Annotated in this window: 18 protein-coding genes and 1 pseudogene; 9 read left to right on the top strand and 10 right to left on the bottom strand. The window is 45.0% G+C overall.

Annotation, left to right across the window (positions count from 1 at the left end; all coding sequences use genetic code 11):
* The first annotated feature begins 58 nt into the window (after positions 1 to 58).
* Positions 59 to 583, top strand: a complete 525-nt coding sequence (locus NDI34_RS05265; RefSeq protein ID WP_190413986.1) for a photosystem I reaction center subunit XI — start codon at positions 59 to 61, stop codon at positions 581 to 583.
* 298 nt (positions 584 to 881) lie between these two features.
* Complete coding sequence (gene purH, locus NDI34_RS05270) at positions 882 to 2,441, top strand: bifunctional phosphoribosylaminoimidazolecarboxamide formyltransferase/IMP cyclohydrolase (RefSeq protein WP_348232064.1); 1,560 nt, start codon at positions 882 to 884, stop codon at positions 2,439 to 2,441.
* Positions 2,442 to 2,518: 77 nt separating this feature from the next.
* Here purH and NDI34_RS05275 read toward each other — a convergent pair whose 3' ends face one another.
* The gene (locus tag NDI34_RS05275) at positions 2,519 to 4,474 is read right to left on the bottom strand and encodes a sugar phosphate nucleotidyltransferase (protein ID WP_348232065.1); all 1,956 of its coding nucleotides are present in this window, start codon (positions 4,472 to 4,474) and stop codon (positions 2,519 to 2,521) included.
* Between the two features lie 242 nt (positions 4,475 to 4,716).
* Here NDI34_RS05275 and NDI34_RS05280 point away from each other — a divergent pair, with 242 nt between their 5' ends.
* Positions 4,717 to 5,637 (top strand): 2OG-Fe(II) oxygenase, encoded by a 921-nt coding sequence (locus NDI34_RS05280; RefSeq protein WP_348232066.1) that lies wholly within the window; start codon positions 4,717 to 4,719, stop codon positions 5,635 to 5,637.
* A gap of 219 nt (positions 5,638 to 5,856) precedes the next feature.
* Here the strand turns inward: NDI34_RS05280 and NDI34_RS05285 are convergent, their stop codons facing one another.
* Together NDI34_RS05285 and NDI34_RS05290 are read right to left on the bottom strand one after the other, a co-directional pair.
* Positions 5,857 to 7,677: an HTTM domain-containing protein gene (locus NDI34_RS05285; protein ID WP_348232067.1), complete on the bottom strand. Its 1,821-nt coding sequence runs from the start codon at positions 7,675 to 7,677 to the stop codon at positions 5,857 to 5,859.
* Positions 7,678 to 7,874: 197 nt separating this feature from the next.
* Positions 7,875 to 8,846, bottom strand: coding sequence for a PEP-CTERM sorting domain-containing protein (locus NDI34_RS05290; protein WP_348232068.1), 972 nt, complete (start codon positions 8,844 to 8,846; stop codon positions 7,875 to 7,877).
* A gap of 707 nt (positions 8,847 to 9,553) precedes the next feature.
* On the opposite strand from NDI34_RS05290, the gene NDI34_RS05295 reads away from it, so the two are divergent.
* Positions 9,554 to 9,724: a hypothetical protein gene (locus tag NDI34_RS05295; protein ID WP_348232069.1), complete on the top strand. Its 171-nt coding sequence runs from the start codon at positions 9,554 to 9,556 to the stop codon at positions 9,722 to 9,724.
* Positions 9,725 to 9,861: 137 nt separating this feature from the next.
* On the opposite strand, the gene NDI34_RS05300 is transcribed toward NDI34_RS05295, so the two are convergent.
* Both NDI34_RS05300 and NDI34_RS05305 read right to left on the bottom strand, forming a co-directional pair.
* Positions 9,862 to 11,340 (bottom strand): ankyrin repeat domain-containing protein, encoded by a 1,479-nt coding sequence (locus tag NDI34_RS05300; protein WP_190536589.1) that lies wholly within the window; start codon positions 11,338 to 11,340, stop codon positions 9,862 to 9,864.
* Positions 11,341 to 11,412: 72 nt separating this feature from the next.
* Positions 11,413 to 12,172 (bottom strand): annotated as a pseudogene (locus tag NDI34_RS05305) (ZIP family zinc transporter).
* Between the two features lie 152 nt (positions 12,173 to 12,324).
* On the opposite strand from NDI34_RS05305, the gene NDI34_RS05310 reads away from it, so the two are divergent.
* Complete coding sequence (locus NDI34_RS05310; RefSeq protein ID WP_190438099.1) at positions 12,325 to 12,795, top strand: DUF4079 domain-containing protein; 471 nt, start codon at positions 12,325 to 12,327, stop codon at positions 12,793 to 12,795.
* A gap of 53 nt (positions 12,796 to 12,848) precedes the next feature.
* Here the strand turns inward: NDI34_RS05310 and NDI34_RS05315 are convergent, their stop codons facing one another.
* Entirely contained in the window at positions 12,849 to 13,556 is a 708-nt protein-coding gene (locus tag NDI34_RS05315; RefSeq protein WP_348232070.1) for a DUF1997 domain-containing protein, read from the bottom strand.
* A gap of 221 nt (positions 13,557 to 13,777) precedes the next feature.
* Here NDI34_RS05315 and NDI34_RS05320 point away from each other — a divergent pair, with 221 nt between their 5' ends.
* Together NDI34_RS05320 and NDI34_RS05325 are read left to right on the top strand one after the other, a co-directional pair.
* Positions 13,778 to 14,440, top strand: coding sequence for an NAD(P)H-binding protein (locus NDI34_RS05320; protein WP_190986780.1), 663 nt, complete (start codon positions 13,778 to 13,780; stop codon positions 14,438 to 14,440).
* A 2-nt stretch (positions 14,441 to 14,442) separates the two neighbouring features.
* A complete protein-coding gene (locus NDI34_RS05325) occupies positions 14,443 to 15,147 on the top strand; it encodes a glycoside hydrolase family protein (RefSeq protein WP_242029157.1) in 705 nt (234 codons plus the stop codon).
* A gap of 118 nt (positions 15,148 to 15,265) precedes the next feature.
* Here the strand turns inward: NDI34_RS05325 and NDI34_RS05330 are convergent, their stop codons facing one another.
* The 3 genes from NDI34_RS05330 to menH all read right to left on the bottom strand — a co-directional run bounded on the left by NDI34_RS05330 (position 15,266) and on the right by menH (position 17,283).
* A complete protein-coding gene (locus tag NDI34_RS05330; RefSeq protein ID WP_190413967.1) occupies positions 15,266 to 15,472 on the bottom strand; it encodes a hypothetical protein in 207 nt (68 codons plus the stop codon).
* Positions 15,473 to 15,764: 292 nt separating this feature from the next.
* On the bottom strand, positions 15,765 to 16,151 hold the full coding sequence (locus tag NDI34_RS05335; protein WP_190413965.1) for a VOC family protein: 387 nt from the start codon (positions 16,149 to 16,151) through the stop codon (positions 15,765 to 15,767).
* Between the two features lie 322 nt (positions 16,152 to 16,473).
* Positions 16,474 to 17,283 carry a 2-succinyl-6-hydroxy-2,4-cyclohexadiene-1-carboxylate synthase gene (gene menH, locus NDI34_RS05340; RefSeq protein WP_190986779.1) on the bottom strand — a complete coding sequence of 270 codons (810 nt, stop codon included), beginning with the start codon at positions 17,281 to 17,283 and terminating at the stop codon, positions 16,474 to 16,476.
* Positions 17,284 to 17,324: 41 nt separating this feature from the next.
* Here menH and NDI34_RS05345 point away from each other — a divergent pair, with 41 nt between their 5' ends.
* Entirely contained in the window at positions 17,325 to 17,504 is a 180-nt protein-coding gene (locus NDI34_RS05345) for a hypothetical protein (protein WP_190683392.1), read from the top strand.
* A gap of 1,146 nt (positions 17,505 to 18,650) precedes the next feature.
* Positions 18,651 to 18,893 (top strand): hypothetical protein, encoded by a 243-nt coding sequence (locus NDI34_RS05350; RefSeq protein WP_190413959.1) that lies wholly within the window; start codon positions 18,651 to 18,653, stop codon positions 18,891 to 18,893.
* 85 nt (positions 18,894 to 18,978) lie between these two features.
* Here the strand turns inward: NDI34_RS05350 and NDI34_RS05355 are convergent, their stop codons facing one another.
* Positions 18,979 to 19,344 (bottom strand): metal-sensitive transcriptional regulator, encoded by a 366-nt coding sequence (locus NDI34_RS05355; RefSeq protein WP_190413957.1) that lies wholly within the window; start codon positions 19,342 to 19,344, stop codon positions 18,979 to 18,981.
* Positions 19,345 to 19,533 lie beyond the last annotated feature (189 nt).

Consider the following 19,533-nt stretch of genomic DNA (forward strand, 5'->3'; position numbering starts at 1 on the left):
CTCCAGTTTTAACCCAACGATAATTAGTGGCACTAGCTCATCAAAAGGTGAAGAAATTATGCAAGTGCAAGCAATAAGCGACTCGAAAGATCGTCGTAACGACCCCAGAAATCGGGAAGTTGTCCATGAAGCTGGCGATCCGCAAATTGGCAATTTAGCAACGCCGATTAATTCTTCCGGTTTCACAGAGGCTTACATCAATAACTTGCCAGCCTATCGCAAAGGGCTGTCACCCGGACGCCGAGCATTAGAAATTGGTATGGCTCATGGTTATTGGTTGATTGGTCCCTTCGCCAAACTGGGTCCTCTGCGCGATACAGATGTCGCGAACCTGGCAGGTTTGCTGTCAACGGTTGGCTTGATTATCATTTTGACGATTGGGCTATCCCTCTACGCTTCTAGCAATCCCCCCAACCCCACTAAAACGATTACCACGCCCCGTCCTCCAGACGCCCTCAATAGTCAGGAAGGCTGGAACGAGTTTGCGAGTAATTTTCTGATTGGTGGAGTTGGTGGTGCGGGAATCGCCTACCTGCTGATTTCCAATTTGGAACTGCTTCAAGGTCTGTTCAAAATTGGGTAGTAGCAGTAGCGATCGCTAGCTTGGAAACACCTGTTATACAAGTCTTCTAGCGTTCGTTACGACTGGCTTACCACTGCGCGTCCACCCATCTGTTTAACCAGAAATGCGTGGCGTCGTGGCTGAGGCAAACCACTGACCAACCGTTTTCTTGCCGCCAGGCAAGCGGTTATCTTAAACTCCTCACTTTGTTTTGAATCAAGAACCCTGCCCATGCCGTGAGGGCAGGGTTCTCTGTTTGTGCATGAGGGCGATCGCATTTATCCTGAGTAAGGTTGGAAAAAGAGGGACTTTAGAAGTTATGGCGCGTCTAGCACTGCTGAGTGTATCTGATAAAACTGGGCTAATCGACTTTGCCCGTCAGTTGGTTGAAAAATTTGAGTTTGATTTAATCAGCAGTGGTGGAACGGCTAAAGCCCTTAAAGATGCTGGGCTACCCGTGACAAAAGTTTCGGATTACACGGGTTCTCCGGAGATTTTGGGGGGGCGAGTCAAAACACTGCATCCCCGAATTCATGGCGGGATTTTGGCGCGTCGGGATGTGCCCCAAGATTTGGCAGATTTGGAGGCGAACCAAATTCGCCCGATTGATTTGGTGGTAGTGAATCTTTATCCTTTTGAGCAGACGATTGCGAAAGAGGGAGTAACGTTGCCGGAAGCGATTGAGCAGATTGACATTGGTGGCCCGGCGATGATAAGGGCTTCTGCAAAAAACTTCCAACATCTAACAGTTTTGTCTAACCCAGCCCAGTACGATGCCTACTTGCAGAAATTGCAGCAACAGGGCGGGGAGGTGTCCTTTGAGTTCCGTCTGGCTAGGGCACGAGAGGCTTTTGAGCATACGGCGGGGTATGACAGGGCGATCGCGACCTATCTCACCCATCAATCCCCTGTAGAGGCAGAGGCGCATACATCGCCCCTACCCACCCAATTTGACCTTTCTGGACAACAGTTGCAATCTCTACGATATGGGGAAAATCCCCATCAACCTGCCGCATGGTATCAAACTGGGGCAGGTGCCTCTGGATGGGCAGCGGCGACTAAACTCCAGGGAAAGGAACTGAGTTATAACAACTTAGTGGATTTGGAAGCAGCGCGGCGGATTATTGCCGAGTTTCCCGATACCCCAGCCGCGACGATTATCAAACACAATAATCCCTGCGGCGTAGGTTTGGGCAATAGCTTGTCTGAGGCTTATGAAAAAGCTTTTAATGCTGATTCGGTTTCGGCTTTCGGTGGGATTGTGGCGCTAAATCAGCCGATTGACGCCTCCACAGCGACAGCACTGACCAAAACATTTTTAGAATGCGTCGTGGCACCGGGATGCGAACCAGAGGCACAGGAAATTCTGGCGGCTAAGTCTAAAGTGCGGGTTTTGACTTTGCCAGACTTGGCGGCTGGACCAGAAAATACAGTTAAAGTTATTGCCGGTGGTTTCCTCGTCCAAGCTTCTGATGACGTGGTGGAAAACGCCAGCCAGTGGCAAGTCGTCACGGACAAGCAACCGACGCCAGAACAACTTGAAGAATTATTATTTGCCTGGAAGGTGTGTAAGCACGTCAAGTCTAACGCGATTGTTGTAACGCGCGATCGCACTACTTTAGGTGTCGGTGCCGGACAAATGAATCGCGTCGGTTCAGTCAAAATTGCCTTAGAACAAGCTGGAGAAAAATCCTCAGGTGCCACGCTTGCCAGCGATGGTTTCTTCCCCTTCGATGACTCGGTGCGGACAGCAGCAGCGGCGGGGATTGTAGCGATTGTTCAGCCGGGAGGCAGTCTGCGCGATCAAGATTCGATTAAGGCTGCCAATGAGCTTGGTTTAGTGATGGTGTTGACAGGTATCCGTCACTTCTTGCATTAAGTACTTACAGAAAGAGTCAGAGGGAGGTAGCGATCGCCGGGGTTCAGATGCTTTATCGCGATCGCTCACCCTTTTAACTACTTCCCTGCATTTCTAAAATCAATCATTGTCTGGCGATAGGGATCTGGCAATCCGGTGTCATAACACTTACCGTTGACAATATATCCGGTCATTCCCTCTTCCTGTTGCAATTGATCGAGACAGGATGTTAACTGAAATTCGCCTTTTTCGTCCCGGAAGTTGTTTTGAATATTATTTTCGAGCAATTCAAATATTTTCGGTGTGAGTACATATAAACCGAATATACATAAGAATTGATCTTCTGCCATTCCCTCTACACGAAGATGCTGGCGTGCATACTCAACCGTAGGCTTTTCTGCAAGTTGTGTTACTGAAAGGATTGAGTTTGATTCCTGCCAAATTCCGGTAACACAGCCAGATTTATGAAGGCTTTCTGCTGGAAGTGTCGTTAAACTAACAACACTTTGATTAACTTGTTTGTAAGCATCTAAAAGTTGACCTGCACATGAAGTTTCAGTGTCCGATGAGTAAACATGATCGCCCAGCATCAGCAGAAATGGCTCATCTTTCACCCATTCTTTGGCACAGAATACAGCATAACCATAGCCTTCTGGTTTGTCTTGATTCAAAAATTTAATTTTGCTGCCTAAATCTTGTAGATACTGGCTATATTCCTGATTTTGCGGCGATAATTTCTTGAAAAGTTCGCCTGGAGGTGGAGCTTTAAAGAACTCCTCAAAAAGTGCGCGATCGCCTGGTTGCACTACAATCCCGATTTCTTCTATACCAGCGCTGATGGCTTCTTCCACAATTGCTAGAATTACCGGCTTGGCACGACCCTCTCGATCGATAATCGGGAAAAATTCCTTTTTCACCGCCTTGGTAGCTGGAAATAAACGAGTTCCGAAACCTCCGGCTGGAATGATAGCTTTGCGAACTTTGCGTGCATGAAGTGTTAGCTTTAAACCTTGCATTTTAGGAAAATCCCGTTCAATAATTTCAATGACTTTTTGCTGGCTTTCTTCGTCTTTAACGATAAATTGTGCTGTACCATCCCCTTGCGAACCAACACCTTTCCCTCCCCAAATGTAGGGCTGAATGGGTTCATAATCAAGGATTTTATGCAGGATGGGAGCTGTTAATTGCTCAGGACAGACGGGAATTAGATGCTTATCAAATTCGGTTTGTGCCTTTTTCATCAAAATACCAATTTGTTCAGCATCTCCTTTTTGCAAGGCGTCTACTGCTTCTTGAGTAATTTGAGAACTGATGGAGCCAAGATATTTCTGGACATTCTCTTGGACTTCGTTACTGGCGAAAGGATAACACTGATTCAAGTTACTGAGTATTTCTTGGGTATTTTTCCCAGCACCGAGATCCACGATTACAAAGAATAGGTTTTTGGGCACTTTTAGTTCAATAATATCCAAGCGTGAAGCGAAGCTATCGCCGCTAGGCGAATCGCCATCAAAAACCATCAGGATCGGGCGATCGCCATAAGCACACGCTTGATCCATCCGTCCGCAGCGAGAAGGCGTTGTAATCTCCCCCAGATAAGCCAACTCCATTTCGTCTCGGAGGGTCATCTTTAAGTCATACACGCGATTGAAAGCACGAGCTACGAGGACGCACAACGCAGCACTGGAGGACAGACCTTTCTTAACTGGCAAATCTGTCAGATAATTGTCGATTTCCAGTCCGCGCACTCGGTAGCGAGCCACAAATTGGTAGGCAACGCCAGCGGCATAACTAAAGAAATCACCTTTTTCAGCTTCGGCAAGCAAAACCTCGGCGTCCATTGGCAGAGTCAGCGTTTTCCGGGTGCCGTCACTCAGGGAAGCGTGAAAAATCAGATGAGTTGGATGAGGCTTAACCTCGGCATAAAGCCCCTGATTAGTCCCGACGATCAGCGTATAGCCTTTTTCTAAATTCGGATTGATGCGGCGATAGTCTCCCGCCCAATCGCTGTGTTCGCCAAACAGACACAGGCGACCTGGAACAAAAATTTTCATAAATTTCATGCTGCTATCTTCGCACCCTCTAGTAATAAACTACTCTGGGTGGTGAGCAAGCGTTGAAGCGATCGCTCTTTTTATCTACGCGATTTATCTATCGCGATGATTCGGCTTTTTGCACCCCGTTGGGTATCGGTACCAGTCAATACATCGCACCGACTGGTTAAAATTGCTCTGAAGCTAGGGAGAAAGCCCAAAGATAGTTTCTTCAATTTTTCAACATCGAAGAGGAAACGTTTATGCAATCGGCTCCACAGCAGCCTAACGTCCAGGATGTAAAAGTTCAGCTTCTCCTAACGGGAGGACATGAGTACACCATTTATCTCAAGTCAGATTCACCCGTACTCCACAGTCTGCTGAAAACAATTGTGGCTCAATCCCAAAAACAGGAAGCGGTATTTTCTTGTTTATTTCAGATTCCCATCAATGAGGGTCATGCGGCTCTGTCTTTTCCGAGCGATCGCTTGGTTGGCATCGTTACGGAACCGCCCCTGTACGTGCAACAAAACTTGCCGCCAATAGAAGAGCCACCACCTCAATCTGTAGATTTTTTACCAAATATTTTACCTTCTGAATATGTGCAAATTGATAATTTCTTAACTTTAGAGGAAAAGAACCGCTTACTTAATTACGTTTGGGAACAAGAGTCAAACTTTGTTTCTACTAGCACTTCAACAAACGAGGCTGACTATCGTCGCTCAATGGTTCTCTATTACTTCCCTGAATTTTCTGAATTGGTAGTCAATCGAATTAAAGCGATTCTCCCAAATGTCTTCAGAAAGCTAGGGATACCTTCTTTTAAAGTTTCCGATATTGAAAGTCAGTTAACTTCCCATAATGACGGGAATTATTTCAAAATTCATAACGATAATGGCAGCCCTGAAACTATCACTAGAGAATTAACTTATGTTTATTACTTTTATCGCGAGCCAAGACCCTTTTCTGGTGGAGAGTTACTGATTTACCACAGTAAGGTGGAAAACAATTTTTACGTACAATCAGACTCGTTTAAAACAGTTGAACCGAAAAACAACAGCATTGTGTTTTTCCTGAGCCGCTATTTACACGAAGTGTTGCCTGTGGTTTGTCCTTCTAAAGCTTTCGCAGACAGTCGATTCACCATTAATGGCTGGGTGCGTCGTCAAGTAAATAATGTCTAACGGCTATCTTGGTTACACAAACTTAGACCGCAAAGGCGGTCTAATATCAAGTCCGGCTCATTGACCGTCAAATAATTAGCTTGTTTGCGTCAGGCTATATTTGTGTAGCTTTACCCTGAAGGAAGGGTGTAGCTACACAAATGTAGAGTGCTTCCAGTGTATACGCAACGAAAAAACGCATATTATAAAGCTGATGTGCATTTCAAAATGCAGATTTGTTTAGTTATCTTCTGAAGATGGATTAAAGCAGGAATGCTTCCAAATGCGAACCTTTTTTACCGTTGGAGTTTGATAATTTGGTAGGGTGTTTTCACGCATAAAGTAAATAGAAAAGGTATCAAGCTGCTGTGACCCTTGGTGCTGAGAATTCCAATTTCGGCAAAGATATCGCCCATAGTAAAGACGATATTTGGAATTGTCCTTGCTCCAAAGATTCATCATGTATTTGCGCCAACGCTCGTTTGGATAAGTCGCAGACACAAGACGCGGCTTTTCCAAAGTTACAGGTGTGCCATTTTTAAAAACATCTATTTCAGTGCCGTCTTTAAGCTGACCTGGAATGACATACCAGCCATCATCTTTAAGTGGATAGGGAGCAAACATACTCCATTTTTGGTCTAATCTCAACACAAGCGTCACCCAGTTAACCACGCTTGGCAGCTTAAAGATAGAGGGAGCAATCGTCCTGAGATTCCACAAAGAGACGCAAAGCAATAAGAGGAAGGCGATAATATCTGTTAACAACGAAGAACGCACTTCCAGAGGACGAAACTTTAAAGGAGTCGTGACTTTAGAGGCGGCGCGGCGATTGTTGGCAATGATTTCGTAGGCTTTTGTACCCACAGACAAGACAGGGCGCCATTCCAACAAGGGAGTTAGAGGTCGAAGTAAGGGTGATAGGTGACAGACGTAGGCGATCGCTTTAAATTTGAAATGTTTGTATCCTTCCCAATCGACCACTACCCAGGAATTGTGCGTTTTCATGTCCGCGAAAATTTCCGGGTCATCCTGAGCTAAAAGCAGTGGCGTTCCTGGCAATACTAAGAAGGTGCGGAGCAGGTATACCGTCTTTTTACAGAAACCACACTCTCCGTCATAGTAGATTTTTAGTCCCTGACGTTGCGGAGTTTGCAGGCGCTGGGAGATCCCATTCCAAAACTCGCTAGGGATGAAAACCAGCCAAGCGATCGCACTGATAAAGGGAAAAAGACCAAGGGTTAGTCCTAGTCCAAAACCGAGATGTAACAGGATAAATGTCGCCACCGCACACAAGCGGAAAAAGCTAGTACGGATGGGGATGAACAGTAAAAATGGCCCTAATAACTCAATCCCCAGCGTCGTGTAGGTTAAAAAGACGAGCAGTGGCGGCGGAAATCCTAAGAAAAATTGACCGATAGGAGTCGCAAACTGATCGATGCTCAAGGCATAATAAACGGCGCTGCCCTCTTTCCACCAGATCGGATCGGACTTCAGCGCCCATGTAAACCAGTAGACAAAGCAGATTTGTAGTGTCAAGGCGACCGTTGCACCGGACAAAATGCGCTCCGGCAAAGCTTTTGAGGATGAATTGAGGGCGCTATCCACCGAATAACACGCCCCTAACGGCAAAAACATTGCCCAAAATAGCAACAAGCGAAATTCGATGTCTCCAGCACTGAGTACCATCGGGTTTCGACTATGAAGGGAAACTAAGAGTGCCCAGGATACGATAGTGACAAATCTTGTCCGATAACCGATTAACAGTGCAAAGGCAATAAATCCAGCAAATAAGAATAGAAAACTTTGAAATAAAGCTTGTCCGCTGAATAAATGTACTGACCAGAACCAAGGATTTAAGAATTGTTCAACCAGTGGGGCGCGGGGAAGGATGCCAAAATCAGTGTAGTGAGCTTTGAGATCCTTAGAACGATTAATCAGATCGGTAACGACGAGCAACGCTAGACCGATGCGAAACAACGCGAGCGATCGCAAGTCCAAGCCAAACAGTTCCTCTAGCTTCCTCTCAAAGCCACTTTTAAATTTTTTCTCCTTGGAGAACATAGAACGTTAGCCCCTTAATTGACAATTCGGTTATAACTAAAATCTCTATAAAAGTCGCCAAAATCGCCATTCATTATCCAAATTACAGTGCCACCGATACAGAAGCACCTTGTTAGCAAAAATTAGGGTTGGAAGTTCAACTAAACTTCCAACCCCCATCGCTTACCGAAACAATGACTATTCAATCAATGAATGGTTTAGTTAGATTTCCGACGGCGCACTACTCTCAGTCCTCCAACCATTAAGGCTAGAGCTGCCACAGTGCCTGGTTCTGGTACCTTTGTTGAACCACCATTATCGCCGCCAGTGGTATCGCCGCCAGTGGTATCGCCGCCAGTGGTATCGCCGCCAGTGGTATCGCCGCCAGTGGTATCGCCGCCAGTGGTATCGCCGCCACCATTATCGCCGCCAGTGGTATCGCCGCCGGTGGTATCGCCGCCAGTGGTATCGCCGCCAGTGGTATCGCCGCCGGTGGTATCGCCGCCAGTGGTATCGCCGCCAGTGGTATCGCCGCCGGTGGTGCCGCCGCCGGTGGTGCCGCCGACAATAGTACCACCTAGCAATTTGTCACTCCCAGCGCCAGCATTTACCTGCTGGAAGCGAACTGCCGCCTGAAGGGTGTTATTTTGAAATCCAGCCAGGAATTGGCTTTCAAGTGTGGCAGCAACAAGGTTTGTACCACTTAATAAAAAGCTGACAAACGTATTGCCGCCCTGAGGAAGGGCACCATTAGCATTGCCACCTTCAAAGTTACCGTTATCAGCAACACCAACGCTAAAGTCACCGACTTGATTACTAAAAGGGGTAAAATTAACGTTTTGTAACAGTGTAGGGAAGAAACTGCTGCCTATGTAGGAGTTGCTAACTACGGACAAACCTTCCAGGAGATCGAACGCAACACCTGTCAGTTTAGACTGAGTGGCTCCAGCGCCGAAAATACTTTGACCAGTAGTGTTGGTGATATCCAGCCCAAGCCGAACGTTGTTTCCTTCCTGAATAAAACTGAAGTCTACAAAAGCTGATGCGCCAGTGGCAGGGTTATTAGAAGATTGACTGGTGGAACCAAAAGATATGCCGAAGGCTTGTGCCGAGCTTGGTACTAGAAAAGAGGATGTAATAGCAATGCCAGCTGCTGCTAAAACGGAAGGTAAAAATGAAGTTACTTTCATCGATGAAATCTCCTTGGTTAAGACACAAGATTAAATTGGCGTTTGTAGATAATGCTTTTTCTTTAGCCCTGCATATTTCACGCTCAGCTAATGTACGCAATATATCAGTGGCTCCTCTAAGCCACAATAGATTCTCAGTAGTTTCTCGATATCTTTAAATAAAATGGCAACGCTCTTTATCGCTACTTCATGATTCTACTGATGAAGATTTTACTTAGTTTATTTACCTAGTTAAAACGAAGCAGTTTGTTAGCTTCTAATTTAAAGCAAGGTGTTTATACTGAGGCTTTATAATAAATTTATATAAAAATAGATTAAGTTTATAGTTTATTAAAATCAAATATCAGGGTTTATACGTAACTTATTGATAGCTTTAAATAAATAGGCATTTTTCTTTATCGTTACTTTACAATCTATGAGGATTCCACGTAAATGATTGATGCTTTTTAAGAAGGCGATCGCTGTTTTTCACTGCGAGATTTAAAGCGTTTTCATCGCTTACGCCATCCTCAAACAGATAGAACACCGCAGACTCGTTTGAGTTCCCACTCATGTTGTGTATTTAAGCCCAGATGATTCTTGCGTAGCCAGTTCTGGCTACTTACAATCGGTTGCCGAGGCAGTTTCTAATACGGTTCACGAAGAAGCTAAAAATTCAAAGCAAAGGTAGGTTGAATTAAGGAGCGAAGCTTAACAAATGCTTCTATGTGTTGGGTTTCGTTCCTCAACCCAACCTACAACTACACGAAGATCGCGCGATCGCTCACACCGATCCGGGTGCTAAAACGATCCCTCAGCTTGCTACAGGGAGTGTCGTCTTGATTCAGCGGCATTGCAGGGGAAGCCGTTATGGAAAAGTAGCATTCCACACTAATTGATTAGCGATTTACCGCTTAATATTGATTCGCAGAGATTTCTACAACAAATGCTGTAAGAGTGCTGGGCACGCGATCGCGTGTCGCCGCCTTGCACTCTACTTCCTTACTCCTTGGCACCATCTACAGGCTTTTAAGCGTTAATCTACAGCCCCAGATGCTTTGAGCGATCGCGCGATCTCCCGGTTTCGATTCATTTGGGCGATCGCCAAAGCCGTGTAGCCACCCCGGTTTTTCAAATTCACATCCGCACCAGCTTTCAGCAATACCTGCACGGCATTCGCATGACCCCGCTGGACCGCCCACATTAAAGCAGTCGCACCAGCATCATCCTGAAGATTGATATCCGCTCCCAACGAGAGTAGCCCTTGCATCACCCCCGCGTGCCCCTGCTCAGCTGCCTTGATTAGCGCACATTTCCCGTCGTTGGTTCGTGTATTGGGCTTAGACCCACCCTCCAGCAGCACTTTCACCGTGTCAGCGTGCCCCTGCAATGCTGCCACAGTTAACGCTGTCTCACCCAGATTCCCCGCGTTAGAATTCGCGCCCTTTCTTAACAGAGCTTCCACAATCGCCGTCTGACCATGCAATGCTGCCACCATCAAAGCGGTATCGCCCAGCTTATTTCGCGACTGGACATCCGCCCCTCGGTTGAGGAGAATTTCTACAACATCAGCATGACCTTCGACAACGGCAAAGTTTAAAGCGGTCTCATCATCTTTATCTTTGGCATTGATATCCGCGCCGCGATCGAGTAGCGCCGTCACAATATCCGTGTTAGCGATCGCTGCCGCAGCCATCAACGGGCTTCCGCCATCCGAGTTTTGAGCATTCACATCGGCACCGCCCTCCAGCAATGCTCTCACTACCTCCGGATGAACTCGATCGATTGCTAGAGTTAAAGCCGTTTCACCTTCTTTGTCTTTCGCATTCACATCAGCGCCTTTCGCTAACAACTGCTGAGTCACTTCTAAACGACCAAACTCCGCAGCTTGTCTCAGCGGGCTTCTACCATCCTTGGTTTCGGCATTCGCATCTGCCCCTGCGTCTAACAAAACCTGCACTGTGTCAGCGTGTCCGAGTCCAGCAGCAAGAAATAAGGGAGAGACGCCATCATTCTCTCTCCTCCCATTCACCTCAGCACCGGCATCTAACAAGGCTTGCACCACCCTAGTTTTGCCCTCCTGCGCCGCCAACATCAAAGCCGTATCCTCAACGTTGTCTTTGACATTGACTTGGGCACCCGCATCCAGCAAGATTTGCACCACGTCAGCATGACCTTTCAGCGCCGCCACCATCAGCGCTGTGCTGCCATCCTCGTTGGCGGCATTCACATCAGCTCCAATGGAAGCTAACATTTTAACCACGTCAATCTGATTCGCTGCCGCCGCTATCATCAAAGCCGTCAGGCGATATCGTTGTCTAAGTTGATTGACGTTTGCACCAGCGTCCAGTAAAAGTCTGACAATCTCGGTGTAGCCGTTCTGGGCGGCAAACATCAAAGCAGTAGTGCCCTCCCGGTCTGTCGCACTGACATTAGCGCCAGCGGTGATTAGCGCTTTTACCCGCTGAATTTCTCCCCGCTTCGCCGCCCTAATTAAGTCTTGATTTGCACTCACCGCTGTTGCCCGATCCCCTCCGCAGCATTGCCAACTTCACCTCAAATTATACTTTTGAGAGGAGGGTGTCGCTTAACCCCCAAGCTTGGAGAGGACAAAGGCAACGAGGAAGCCAACAACGGTGATTAGTCCAGCAAAATCATGGGCTTGCTCGAAAGCTTCTGGAATCATGGTGTCTGATATCATTGCCAGAATTGCGCCTGCTGCCACGGCGGTAGTTGCGGCGATAATTTCTTCAGAGAAGTGACTGAAGATGACATCGCCCAAAAGCGCTGCGATACCAGAAAGAATCGCGATCGCTGCCCACACGCCAAAGATATAGCAAGCTGAACGACCTGCTTTCTTCATGCTAGCGGCGCTGGAGAGTCCTTCGGGAAGATTCGAGAGAAAAACGGCTGCTACCGTCACCCAGCTAACAACTCCTCCTTGAATCATGCTGACGCCAATCGCAATTGATTCCGGAATGCCATCAAGCAGGGCACCGATAGCGATCGCTAAACCGCTCCCACTCGCCTCCTATAAGAGATTTTTGTTGGTTGCCAGAGCGCTTGCGATGCTTGGCACCCTGATAATTCAGATACCAGTTTGCTCCTGTGTAGACAGCAGCACCGCTTACGAAACCAATTGCTGTTGAATCGAAGCCACCCCGCTGATAAGCCTCATCCATTAGCTCAAAAGATAGCGTCGAAATTAGCACCCCGGCACCGAAAGCCATCACGGCTGCGATCGCTTTCGGGGAAATTCGCACAAAATATCCCAACCCGGCTCCGAATAGCAACGCCGATCCACCCACCAATCCCCAGAAACCTGCCTGTAACCAGACTGGCAACATCAGCTGCCCTCCTTCAGAAATTCCTGCCCTGCAATGTTTAACAGATTTTTGACTACTCAATCATCTGAGGTTATGGCGCGGTAATGACGACTACCCAAAGGTAGACAGCCATTATGATAAGTTTTATAAAGTTCCTTAATGAGCCGAATCTTATGAGCTTGGAAATCCCCGTATCGATTAAACCCTGGCTTAATTTTATTCACCCCGCCTTGATGTGGGTGCTACTGGGCACATCCCTCTATGCCCTATATCTGGGCATTCTCGTCCGACGCACTCGCAGTGCTGAAGGGGACGCCAAAAAAGAGCTAATCAAAGGCAGGTTTAACGTCCGGCATTACCAAGTTGGTTCATTGCTGTTGGCGTTGATGGTGATAGGCACGCTTATCGGCATGGGCGTTACCTATATCAATAATGGAAAACTCTTTTTCGGGCCTCACCTGCTGGCAGGTTTAGGCATGACGGGGATGATTGCAGTTTCTGCTGCACTCTCTCCGTATATGCAAAAGGGGCACGATTGGGCACGTTACAGCCACATTTTTTTAAATATTGTTCTTCTGGGGCTGTTTGGCTGGCAAGCTGTCAGCGGTGTAGAAATTTTGCAGAGAATCATCAGCAAGATGTAGCCTTTGGGAGGATGCTAATGGCTAATTGCTATTAGCCATTAGCCATTAGGGATTTAGCCATTAGCCCTTTTCTTGGCTTTTTTAGGCACGGGCAAGCCCAGACTGGTATGAAAGTCTTCCTGGACTTTGGGGGTGAGAGACTTAGAAACTTGTCGCACAATTTGCGCTAATAGGCGATCGCCTGTATTTTGAATCACAGACTTAGGCAACTTGTGAATAAACTTGGGAAACTGAATATAAACGGACAAGTCCAGATGCCACTCAACATAGGTGATCGCAGATACCTGATGTGGGGCGAATCTATCTGCCGGTACTTCCACTAATGTCATCGCCGACTCATAGTCAACGTCATAGCCTGGAGTCACGTAATTCGGAACGGGTACTGTCCGAACTCGATAAACACCTTGATCCCGTGGCAAAAGTTCTAAGCCAATTTTTGGCTCCACCTCATAACCAAACGCACCGAAACGCCCGATTACCAAAGCGTAACCATTCTCTCCTAGGGGTTCTACTTGCATGGGGTGAGCGCAGCGGCAGAACCAACCGTGGTGAGTATCTAAATACTTAGCAACCGTTTCGGCATCGGCATACATCTCCATGCAGCTCTCAAAGTGAGTATGAAATCGAGTCGTTTCATGTATACTCGCGGCTTCTATGGCTGCGTTGTCGGCATCCATGAGACTGGATACTGGATTCAACATTCCTGAGTTAACCTCAAACGGTACCTCAAACGGTTGACGATCGTAGAATTGCGACTGCATCACCTGCTCTCCTGCGCTGGTTGCCGTTTTTCTATATACAGGATTCCCACAATGGGCTGAATTGTTTCCATAAATTCTAATTCTTCAACAAAAGACGACAACGCCTTTGAGTTTCTACAATTAAAAAGTTAGAGTTTACTGCCAACCAAAAAAAATTCTCTGTCCACTCAGCATAGCTTGCGATTCTAAAGACTGGACACGGGTAATTTACGGAGAAATGAATGAAAGCATTTGTAGCAGGGGCAACGGGGGAGACAGGTCGTCGGATTGTACAAGAGCTGGTGCAGCGGAATATACCTGTTCGAGCGTTAGTTCGAGACATCGAAAAAGCTAGGCAGATTCTACCAGATGCCGCTGAATTGGTAGTTGGCGATGTTTTACAGCCAGAAAGCCTCTCTTCTGCCCTAGGTGATAGTACGGTTTTACTGTGCGCCACAGGTTCTAGCCCCGGCTTTGACCCGACTGGACCCTACAAGGTGGACTACGAAGGCACTAAAAATCTAGTGGATGCCTCTAAGGCAAAGGGAATCGAGCATTTTGTGCTGGTTTCTTCAATTGGTGCTTCTCAATTTTTGCATCCGCTGAATCTGTTCTGGCTGATTCTGGTGTGGAAGAAGCAAGCAGAGGAATATATTCAGAAAAGCGGGTTGACCTACACAATTGTGCGGCCTGGAGGTCTTAAAAACGAAGAGAACTCAGAGCCAATCGCTATGTACAAGGCTGACACTCTGTCTTTAAGTGGCAGCATTCCCCGTACTAAGGTCGCGAAGGTGTGTGTTGAAGCGCTATTTCAACCATCGGCTCGCAATAAAATTGTTGAAATCATTACCAAGGCAGAGGCTCCTGAAAAAAGCTGGGAGCAGATGTTTGCCAGTGTGGCCTAATTATGTTCTCAGCCATCGGGCGTTTTCTCGCCGGGATGTTTTCAGCGATCGGGAGTTTTCTCATCGGGATGCTGAGCATGACGGCGGTGCTGTGCTTGTTGCTTTATCTTAAAGACTGGGAGCAGCTGCGCGATCGCGGCTTCTCCTACGGAAACTCGTCGGTGGCTCCACTGAACGGAAACGGTACCGCTCCCTTGGCAATGCAAGGGGGCGATCCTTATATCCGTGCCTTGATGCGGACAATTTCTGCTAGTGAAGCAAATGTTGCCCAGCCTTATCGGGTCATCTATGGCGGTCAGTATGTCCAAGACCTCAGCCAGCATCCCCAGATGTGCATCCCGATTGGTGTTGGCCCTAATACGGGAAAATGTTCTACTGCTGCTGGTCGCTATCAGATGCTCAACACGACGTGGCTTGAGAAGGCTCAGCGCTATCACCCGCAGCCTTCAGAATTTATGTTTTGGCACTCTTATAGCTTTGAGCCACAATTTCAGGACGCTGTAGTTTATGCGTGGCTGAGTGACCGGAAAGCCTGGAAAGTAGACATTTCCAAGTTGCTGCGTCAAGGGAAACTAAAAAAGGTGTTGCGGCTGCTATCTGGCACTTGGACAAGTCTGGGCTATGGGATAGAAACCAACTCTATGAGTGGGAAGTTGCCAGAAATTTATGAGCAAATGCTAAAAGAAGAGCTACAAACTTATGGATAAAAAACCGACGCGAGTGCGGGTTTCCAAATTTAATCTAGTTCAGTGAACTTTAGTATCCATCACACTCTTCAGCTTGCCCTAAAATATCTTTCCCCTCATTGTTTGTAACGTAGACTTACTAGAAATTCATCCGAATCAGCAACGTTTTGCGGTTAGAAGAGGCAACACCTCCTTCTGGAGCTGACGTGTTGAAAAAAATCGGCATAGCCATTACCACCAGCCCAATTAGAAAAATATGAGCGATTAAGTCAAAGGTTGTGAAACCTTTGCTTGTACTTTTTTTGAAACCGGGTAGTAAGCACAAAGCTGGGCGGTGGAGATTCATGGCGGACTCCAAAGGAGGTGAGGTCGAACAATCTATTACTATAGATAGTTGAATTAATAGACTGTTCCCACCGTTTTTTTAAGGGACTTTTGATGAATGCGATCGCCTTTCTCCGTAGAAACCCTTGCTTTTGCTCCTTTTTTTCCGGACGTTGTTAAGTTTTTAAGAAAAAAACTTAACAACGTTTGCCAAAGCAGTGATAATTTTCTTAAGCTTAAAAGCTCCTTGAGAGCTTGATGTCAGAGAAAAACCAAGTATTGATTAGCCAACATAAGTTTAAGCACCTATAAAGCTATTTTTCATAGATTTCTAAAGGTAATCCGTCTGGATCGCTAAAGAATGTAAACCGCTTGCCAGTCATCTCATCAAGTCTAATATCTTCTACCTGCACTCCTTGGTTTTTTAAATAGTAAACAGCTTCATCTATATTTTTGACAGCAAACGCTAAATGCCTCAATCCGCAAGCTTCAGGGTGACTTAATCTTTGAGGAGGATTAGGAAATGAAAAAAGCTCAATTTGATCGCCGCGACCAACTCTCAAATCTAATTTGTAAGAATTTCTTTCTTCTCTAAAGGTTTCTTGGATAATTGAGAATCCTAAAACCTCTACATAAAACTTTTTAGATTTTTCATAGTTAGAGCAAATAATCGCGGCATGATGAATTCCTATTGTTTCCATAAAATGAAATTCCGCACAACGGCAACCAATAAACTACATTTCTGATAGTAACTTGACTTTTTCAAAGTCAAGTTACTAACTTAAATTAATTACAACTGTAATCAGTCGGGTTTTTTACAATATCAAATTAGTTTAATAGCTATTATTTAGAATGTTGTTCCAGCATCCCACCCAAAAGCGGAGACACGTATTTAGCATTTGGTTTTTTGTTCGCAACATATACACTTCTTAGCTTCCCTTTTTAAGCCCGATTGGGAGAGCGTTAAGGTCGCGTCTCAAAACCCAAACTGCTTTAGTGTAAGCATTACTTTAACAAATATAATTAACTTGGTACAGACTTAGCTAAAAACCGCCTAACTTTTTCAAAAAATACCTTTGGACTTTCCACATGAATATTGTGCCCACAATTACTAATTAGATTAACCTCGGCTGCTTTACACAATTTCGCCATTTCCGAGTTAATGACTCTAAACTTATTATCATATTCACCTACTAGCAAAAGCATAGGGTTTTGGTTTTGTTTGAGCGCTTCCCATAAAGAAGGTTGGCATCCAGTACTTAAATTACTTAGGGACTTAGCCAATTCAAAGGGATTATTTTGTAGCCGAGACTCTATTATCTGCTCAAATTTCAGATGTTTTTTGAGAGAGACAAAAAGCGGCTGGTCGTACCAATTTGTTAAAAATTCTAAAAAATCAATGGTTACTAATTCCTGCGATAATTCTAGATCCCGCTGAAGTCGCTTCCATCGTTCCTCTTCGGTCTTCAACCCAGGCGATGCCGATTCCAAGACAACTTTAGGAAAACGTTCGGGGAAATGAAGGGTCAAATATAAAGCCAATCGTCCACCCATCGAATAACCAACCAAAAAACATTTTTCAATGCTTAACTGTTCTAGCAGGTTGAGCAACGCCTGGGCAGTATTTGCCATTTTATAGCACTCATCTTCACCCATAACCTTAGTTTGTCCATGACCTGGAAGATCAACAGCAAGACAACAAAATTGGTCAGACAAAAATGAGATAACTTGATTAAATTCGTTGCAGTCACCCATAAAGCCATGTAAAAACAGGATTATCGGTTTATCTGCGCTACCGCTCAAAGAATAGTGAAATTGATAATCAAACGTCATCCTCTACAACTGTTTGCTCAAATCTGATTTGCTTAATCGTAATGCACGTCAGGATAGCGATCGCATCCTCTGTCACCAACACTACCAGTTGCGATCGCTATCCTGACTGGAGCTGCAAGCAATGCAGTAGAATTTATGCTGCTCTATTCGTTGGCAATTCCGACTCCGGAATTAGGAAGGTTTTGCTATCCCTGTGTACAGAGGCAATCGAACCGGGTTAACCGTGCGATCGCTTCCTCCAACTTCCCCAACATAGTGCCATCACTAAAAACATTAATATATTTTATTGTTTTTTACTTAAACATTAAATTCTTTTATTAGTTTTATTGGGAATTATGCTACGTTTCTAAAGTAAATATTAGGCTAATAAAAGTCAATACTATGACAAAAAATACTAACTATTCCTATCTCAGTGAATTCACATAATCAAGATATTTTGGTACATATTTAAATGTTATTGTTTGATTCACTGATTATTGTTATTTTTAAGGTTGATTCTTTGCTAAATTTTTTAAGCAAAAAACAAAGTAATTATTCTATTTTTTAATTTTATCAAAATATATTCATATAAAAATATATTTTATTTTTAGTCGTTACTAATACCAATCGTTGGTTCTATTAATTTAAACAAATTAAAAAAGCAGTCTATGTTAACTAATGTCGATAGTTTATAATCATGCTTAATTCATTTTAAATCGATCCCCGTAGACTCGACAACCTGTAAAAGCTGATTTAAGCACAGTTTTATACAATATTGTGATAAATAAAGGTTTACGTTTAAAGCCAATTGCCAATCTATCGCATAGCTAAACATTTTCCATGTGTAAGCAACTTAGGAGGTGAATCAAAACGCAGACAATGTTTAGAATTGTATGGCTTTTATTATCAAAAAAATTCAAACTCGCTTTTTTACATTTAGTAAAATAAACAATAAAAATATATTATCTAAAGGCTCTTCATTAAAATAGCTTTAACAAAATTAAAAGTCGTAAAAATGTGAAGATTGTACTTCTATATGTGCTAAAAAATACCTCCAAAAACATTGAATTCTGAAAATTTGAGACATCAGCATTTACAAGCACTTGAGAGAAGAAAAATTGAAGGATCGCTAGTCCTTTTCCAAAGGGATGAGACAGCAGCTAGCTTCTTACTTGTGGTACTCTCACAAATAGTTGAGCTGAAAGAATTTGCGAACTTTTCATAGTAGTTGCCTTTGTGTCTTCGCGTCTCTTGAGCAAAAATCTCAAATCAGCTCTTCCCGACGTGTCGTAGATGTTCGCTTCTTCATTTCAGCCACAACTGCCACCCCGTCATGATTGTCGCTGTGGTTTCAGATATCAATTTCATAAACTACCGAGGGAATAATCATGCCAAAGATAGAATTGACAATTAGGCAGGTAATTGACTTAGTTAAACAACTGCCACAGGAGGATAAATCCATACTCTTGGACACCCTCGCCTCGGAAAGAAAGATGAATGGCACAGATAGGTTAACAGAGAAAGAGCAGCAGATGCGCGTCTTGAGTGCTGAACGGGGGCTGGATTGGGACAGCTTGAGTGAAGACGACCAAGAGGTGCTTGTTGATAAGTTGCTGCATAAGCATAAGTAAATCCCTAGCTATATCGTTGTCTTCGATACCAATGTTTTTTTCTGGCTTCCACGCAAAGGGAAGCCAGTTTTGTAATCTAACTAAACTAAGGCAAAAATCGATCCAAAGCTTCTTTTAGCTTTTCAATTTCAACTTCAATATTGCCTTCTTCAGCTGCGCGGGCAATACACTCAGTTAAATGTTCATCCAAAATTATCCGCGCCACCCGATCTAGGGCACCCCGCACAGCAGCAATCTGCACGAGAACTTTGGGGCAGGATTCGCTTTCCTGCACCATATTTTTGATGCCTCGGACGTGTCCTTCAATCCGAGACAAGCGATTAACAACCCGCCGCAGTGATTCTTCGCTGTGGACATGATGATGGGGAGACTCTTCATCCCCATGCTCGTGGGTATGTGAACGACCGTGGACGGGCAAGGTTTCGTCAGTTAGCGGATTCGATCCAATCATGGAGAGTCAATAAGGCAGCATTTGTATTCCACATCGTAGCCTATTTAAGTATCTGCTCTTCTAGAGATGAAAAATTGTACTACACTCCACTTCGTGTCCCTACGCTAATGTGTCGCCTCAAAGAATGCGTCTTTATGTTTATAGAAATTTGAGATGTAGGGAAAACCGCATCAGTGCTTGAGCCTAAGT

It is taken from the genome of Trichocoleus sp. DQ-U1 (assembly GCF_039961925.1).
In the GTDB taxonomy this organism is placed as follows: domain Bacteria; phylum Cyanobacteriota; class Cyanobacteriia; order Cyanobacteriales; family FACHB-T130; genus FACHB-T130.

Coding starts and splice junctions, on each gene's coding strand:
- NDI34_RS05280 (WP_348232066.1), top strand. CDS start 4,717: ATGCAATCGGCTCCACAGCAGCCTAACGTCCAGGATGTAAAAGTTCAG.
- NDI34_RS05330 (WP_190413967.1), bottom strand. CDS start 15,472: ATGAATCTCCACCGCCCAGCTTTGTGCTTACTACCCGGTTTCAAAAAA.
- NDI34_RS05335 (WP_190413965.1), bottom strand. CDS start 16,151: ATGGAAACAATAGGAATTCATCATGCCGCGATTATTTGCTCTAACTAT.
- NDI34_RS05290 (WP_348232068.1), bottom strand. CDS start 8,846: ATGAAAGTAACTTCATTTTTACCTTCCGTTTTAGCAGCAGCTGGCATT.
- NDI34_RS05325 (WP_242029157.1), top strand. CDS start 14,443: ATGTTCTCAGCCATCGGGCGTTTTCTCGCCGGGATGTTTTCAGCGATC.
- NDI34_RS05320 (WP_190986780.1), top strand. CDS start 13,778: ATGAAAGCATTTGTAGCAGGGGCAACGGGGGAGACAGGTCGTCGGATT.
- NDI34_RS05350 (WP_190413959.1), top strand. CDS start 18,651: ATGCCAAAGATAGAATTGACAATTAGGCAGGTAATTGACTTAGTTAAA.
- purH (WP_348232064.1), top strand. CDS start 882: ATGGCGCGTCTAGCACTGCTGAGTGTATCTGATAAAACTGGGCTAATC.
- menH (WP_190986779.1), bottom strand. CDS start 17,283: ATGACGTTTGATTATCAATTTCACTATTCTTTGAGCGGTAGCGCAGAT.
- NDI34_RS05315 (WP_348232070.1), bottom strand. CDS start 13,556: ATGCAGTCGCAATTCTACGATCGTCAACCGTTTGAGGTACCGTTTGAG.
- NDI34_RS05285 (WP_348232067.1), bottom strand. CDS start 7,677: ATGTTCTCCAAGGAGAAAAAATTTAAAAGTGGCTTTGAGAGGAAGCTA.
- NDI34_RS05355 (WP_190413957.1), bottom strand. CDS start 19,344: ATGATTGGATCGAATCCGCTAACTGACGAAACCTTGCCCGTCCACGGT.
- NDI34_RS05265 (WP_190413986.1), top strand. CDS start 59: ATGCAAGTGCAAGCAATAAGCGACTCGAAAGATCGTCGTAACGACCCC.
- NDI34_RS05275 (WP_348232065.1), bottom strand. CDS start 4,474: ATGAAAATTTTTGTTCCAGGTCGCCTGTGTCTGTTTGGCGAACACAGC.
- NDI34_RS05310 (WP_190438099.1), top strand. CDS start 12,325: ATGAGCTTGGAAATCCCCGTATCGATTAAACCCTGGCTTAATTTTATT.
- NDI34_RS05345 (WP_190683392.1), top strand. CDS start 17,325: ATGCACGTCAGGATAGCGATCGCATCCTCTGTCACCAACACTACCAGT.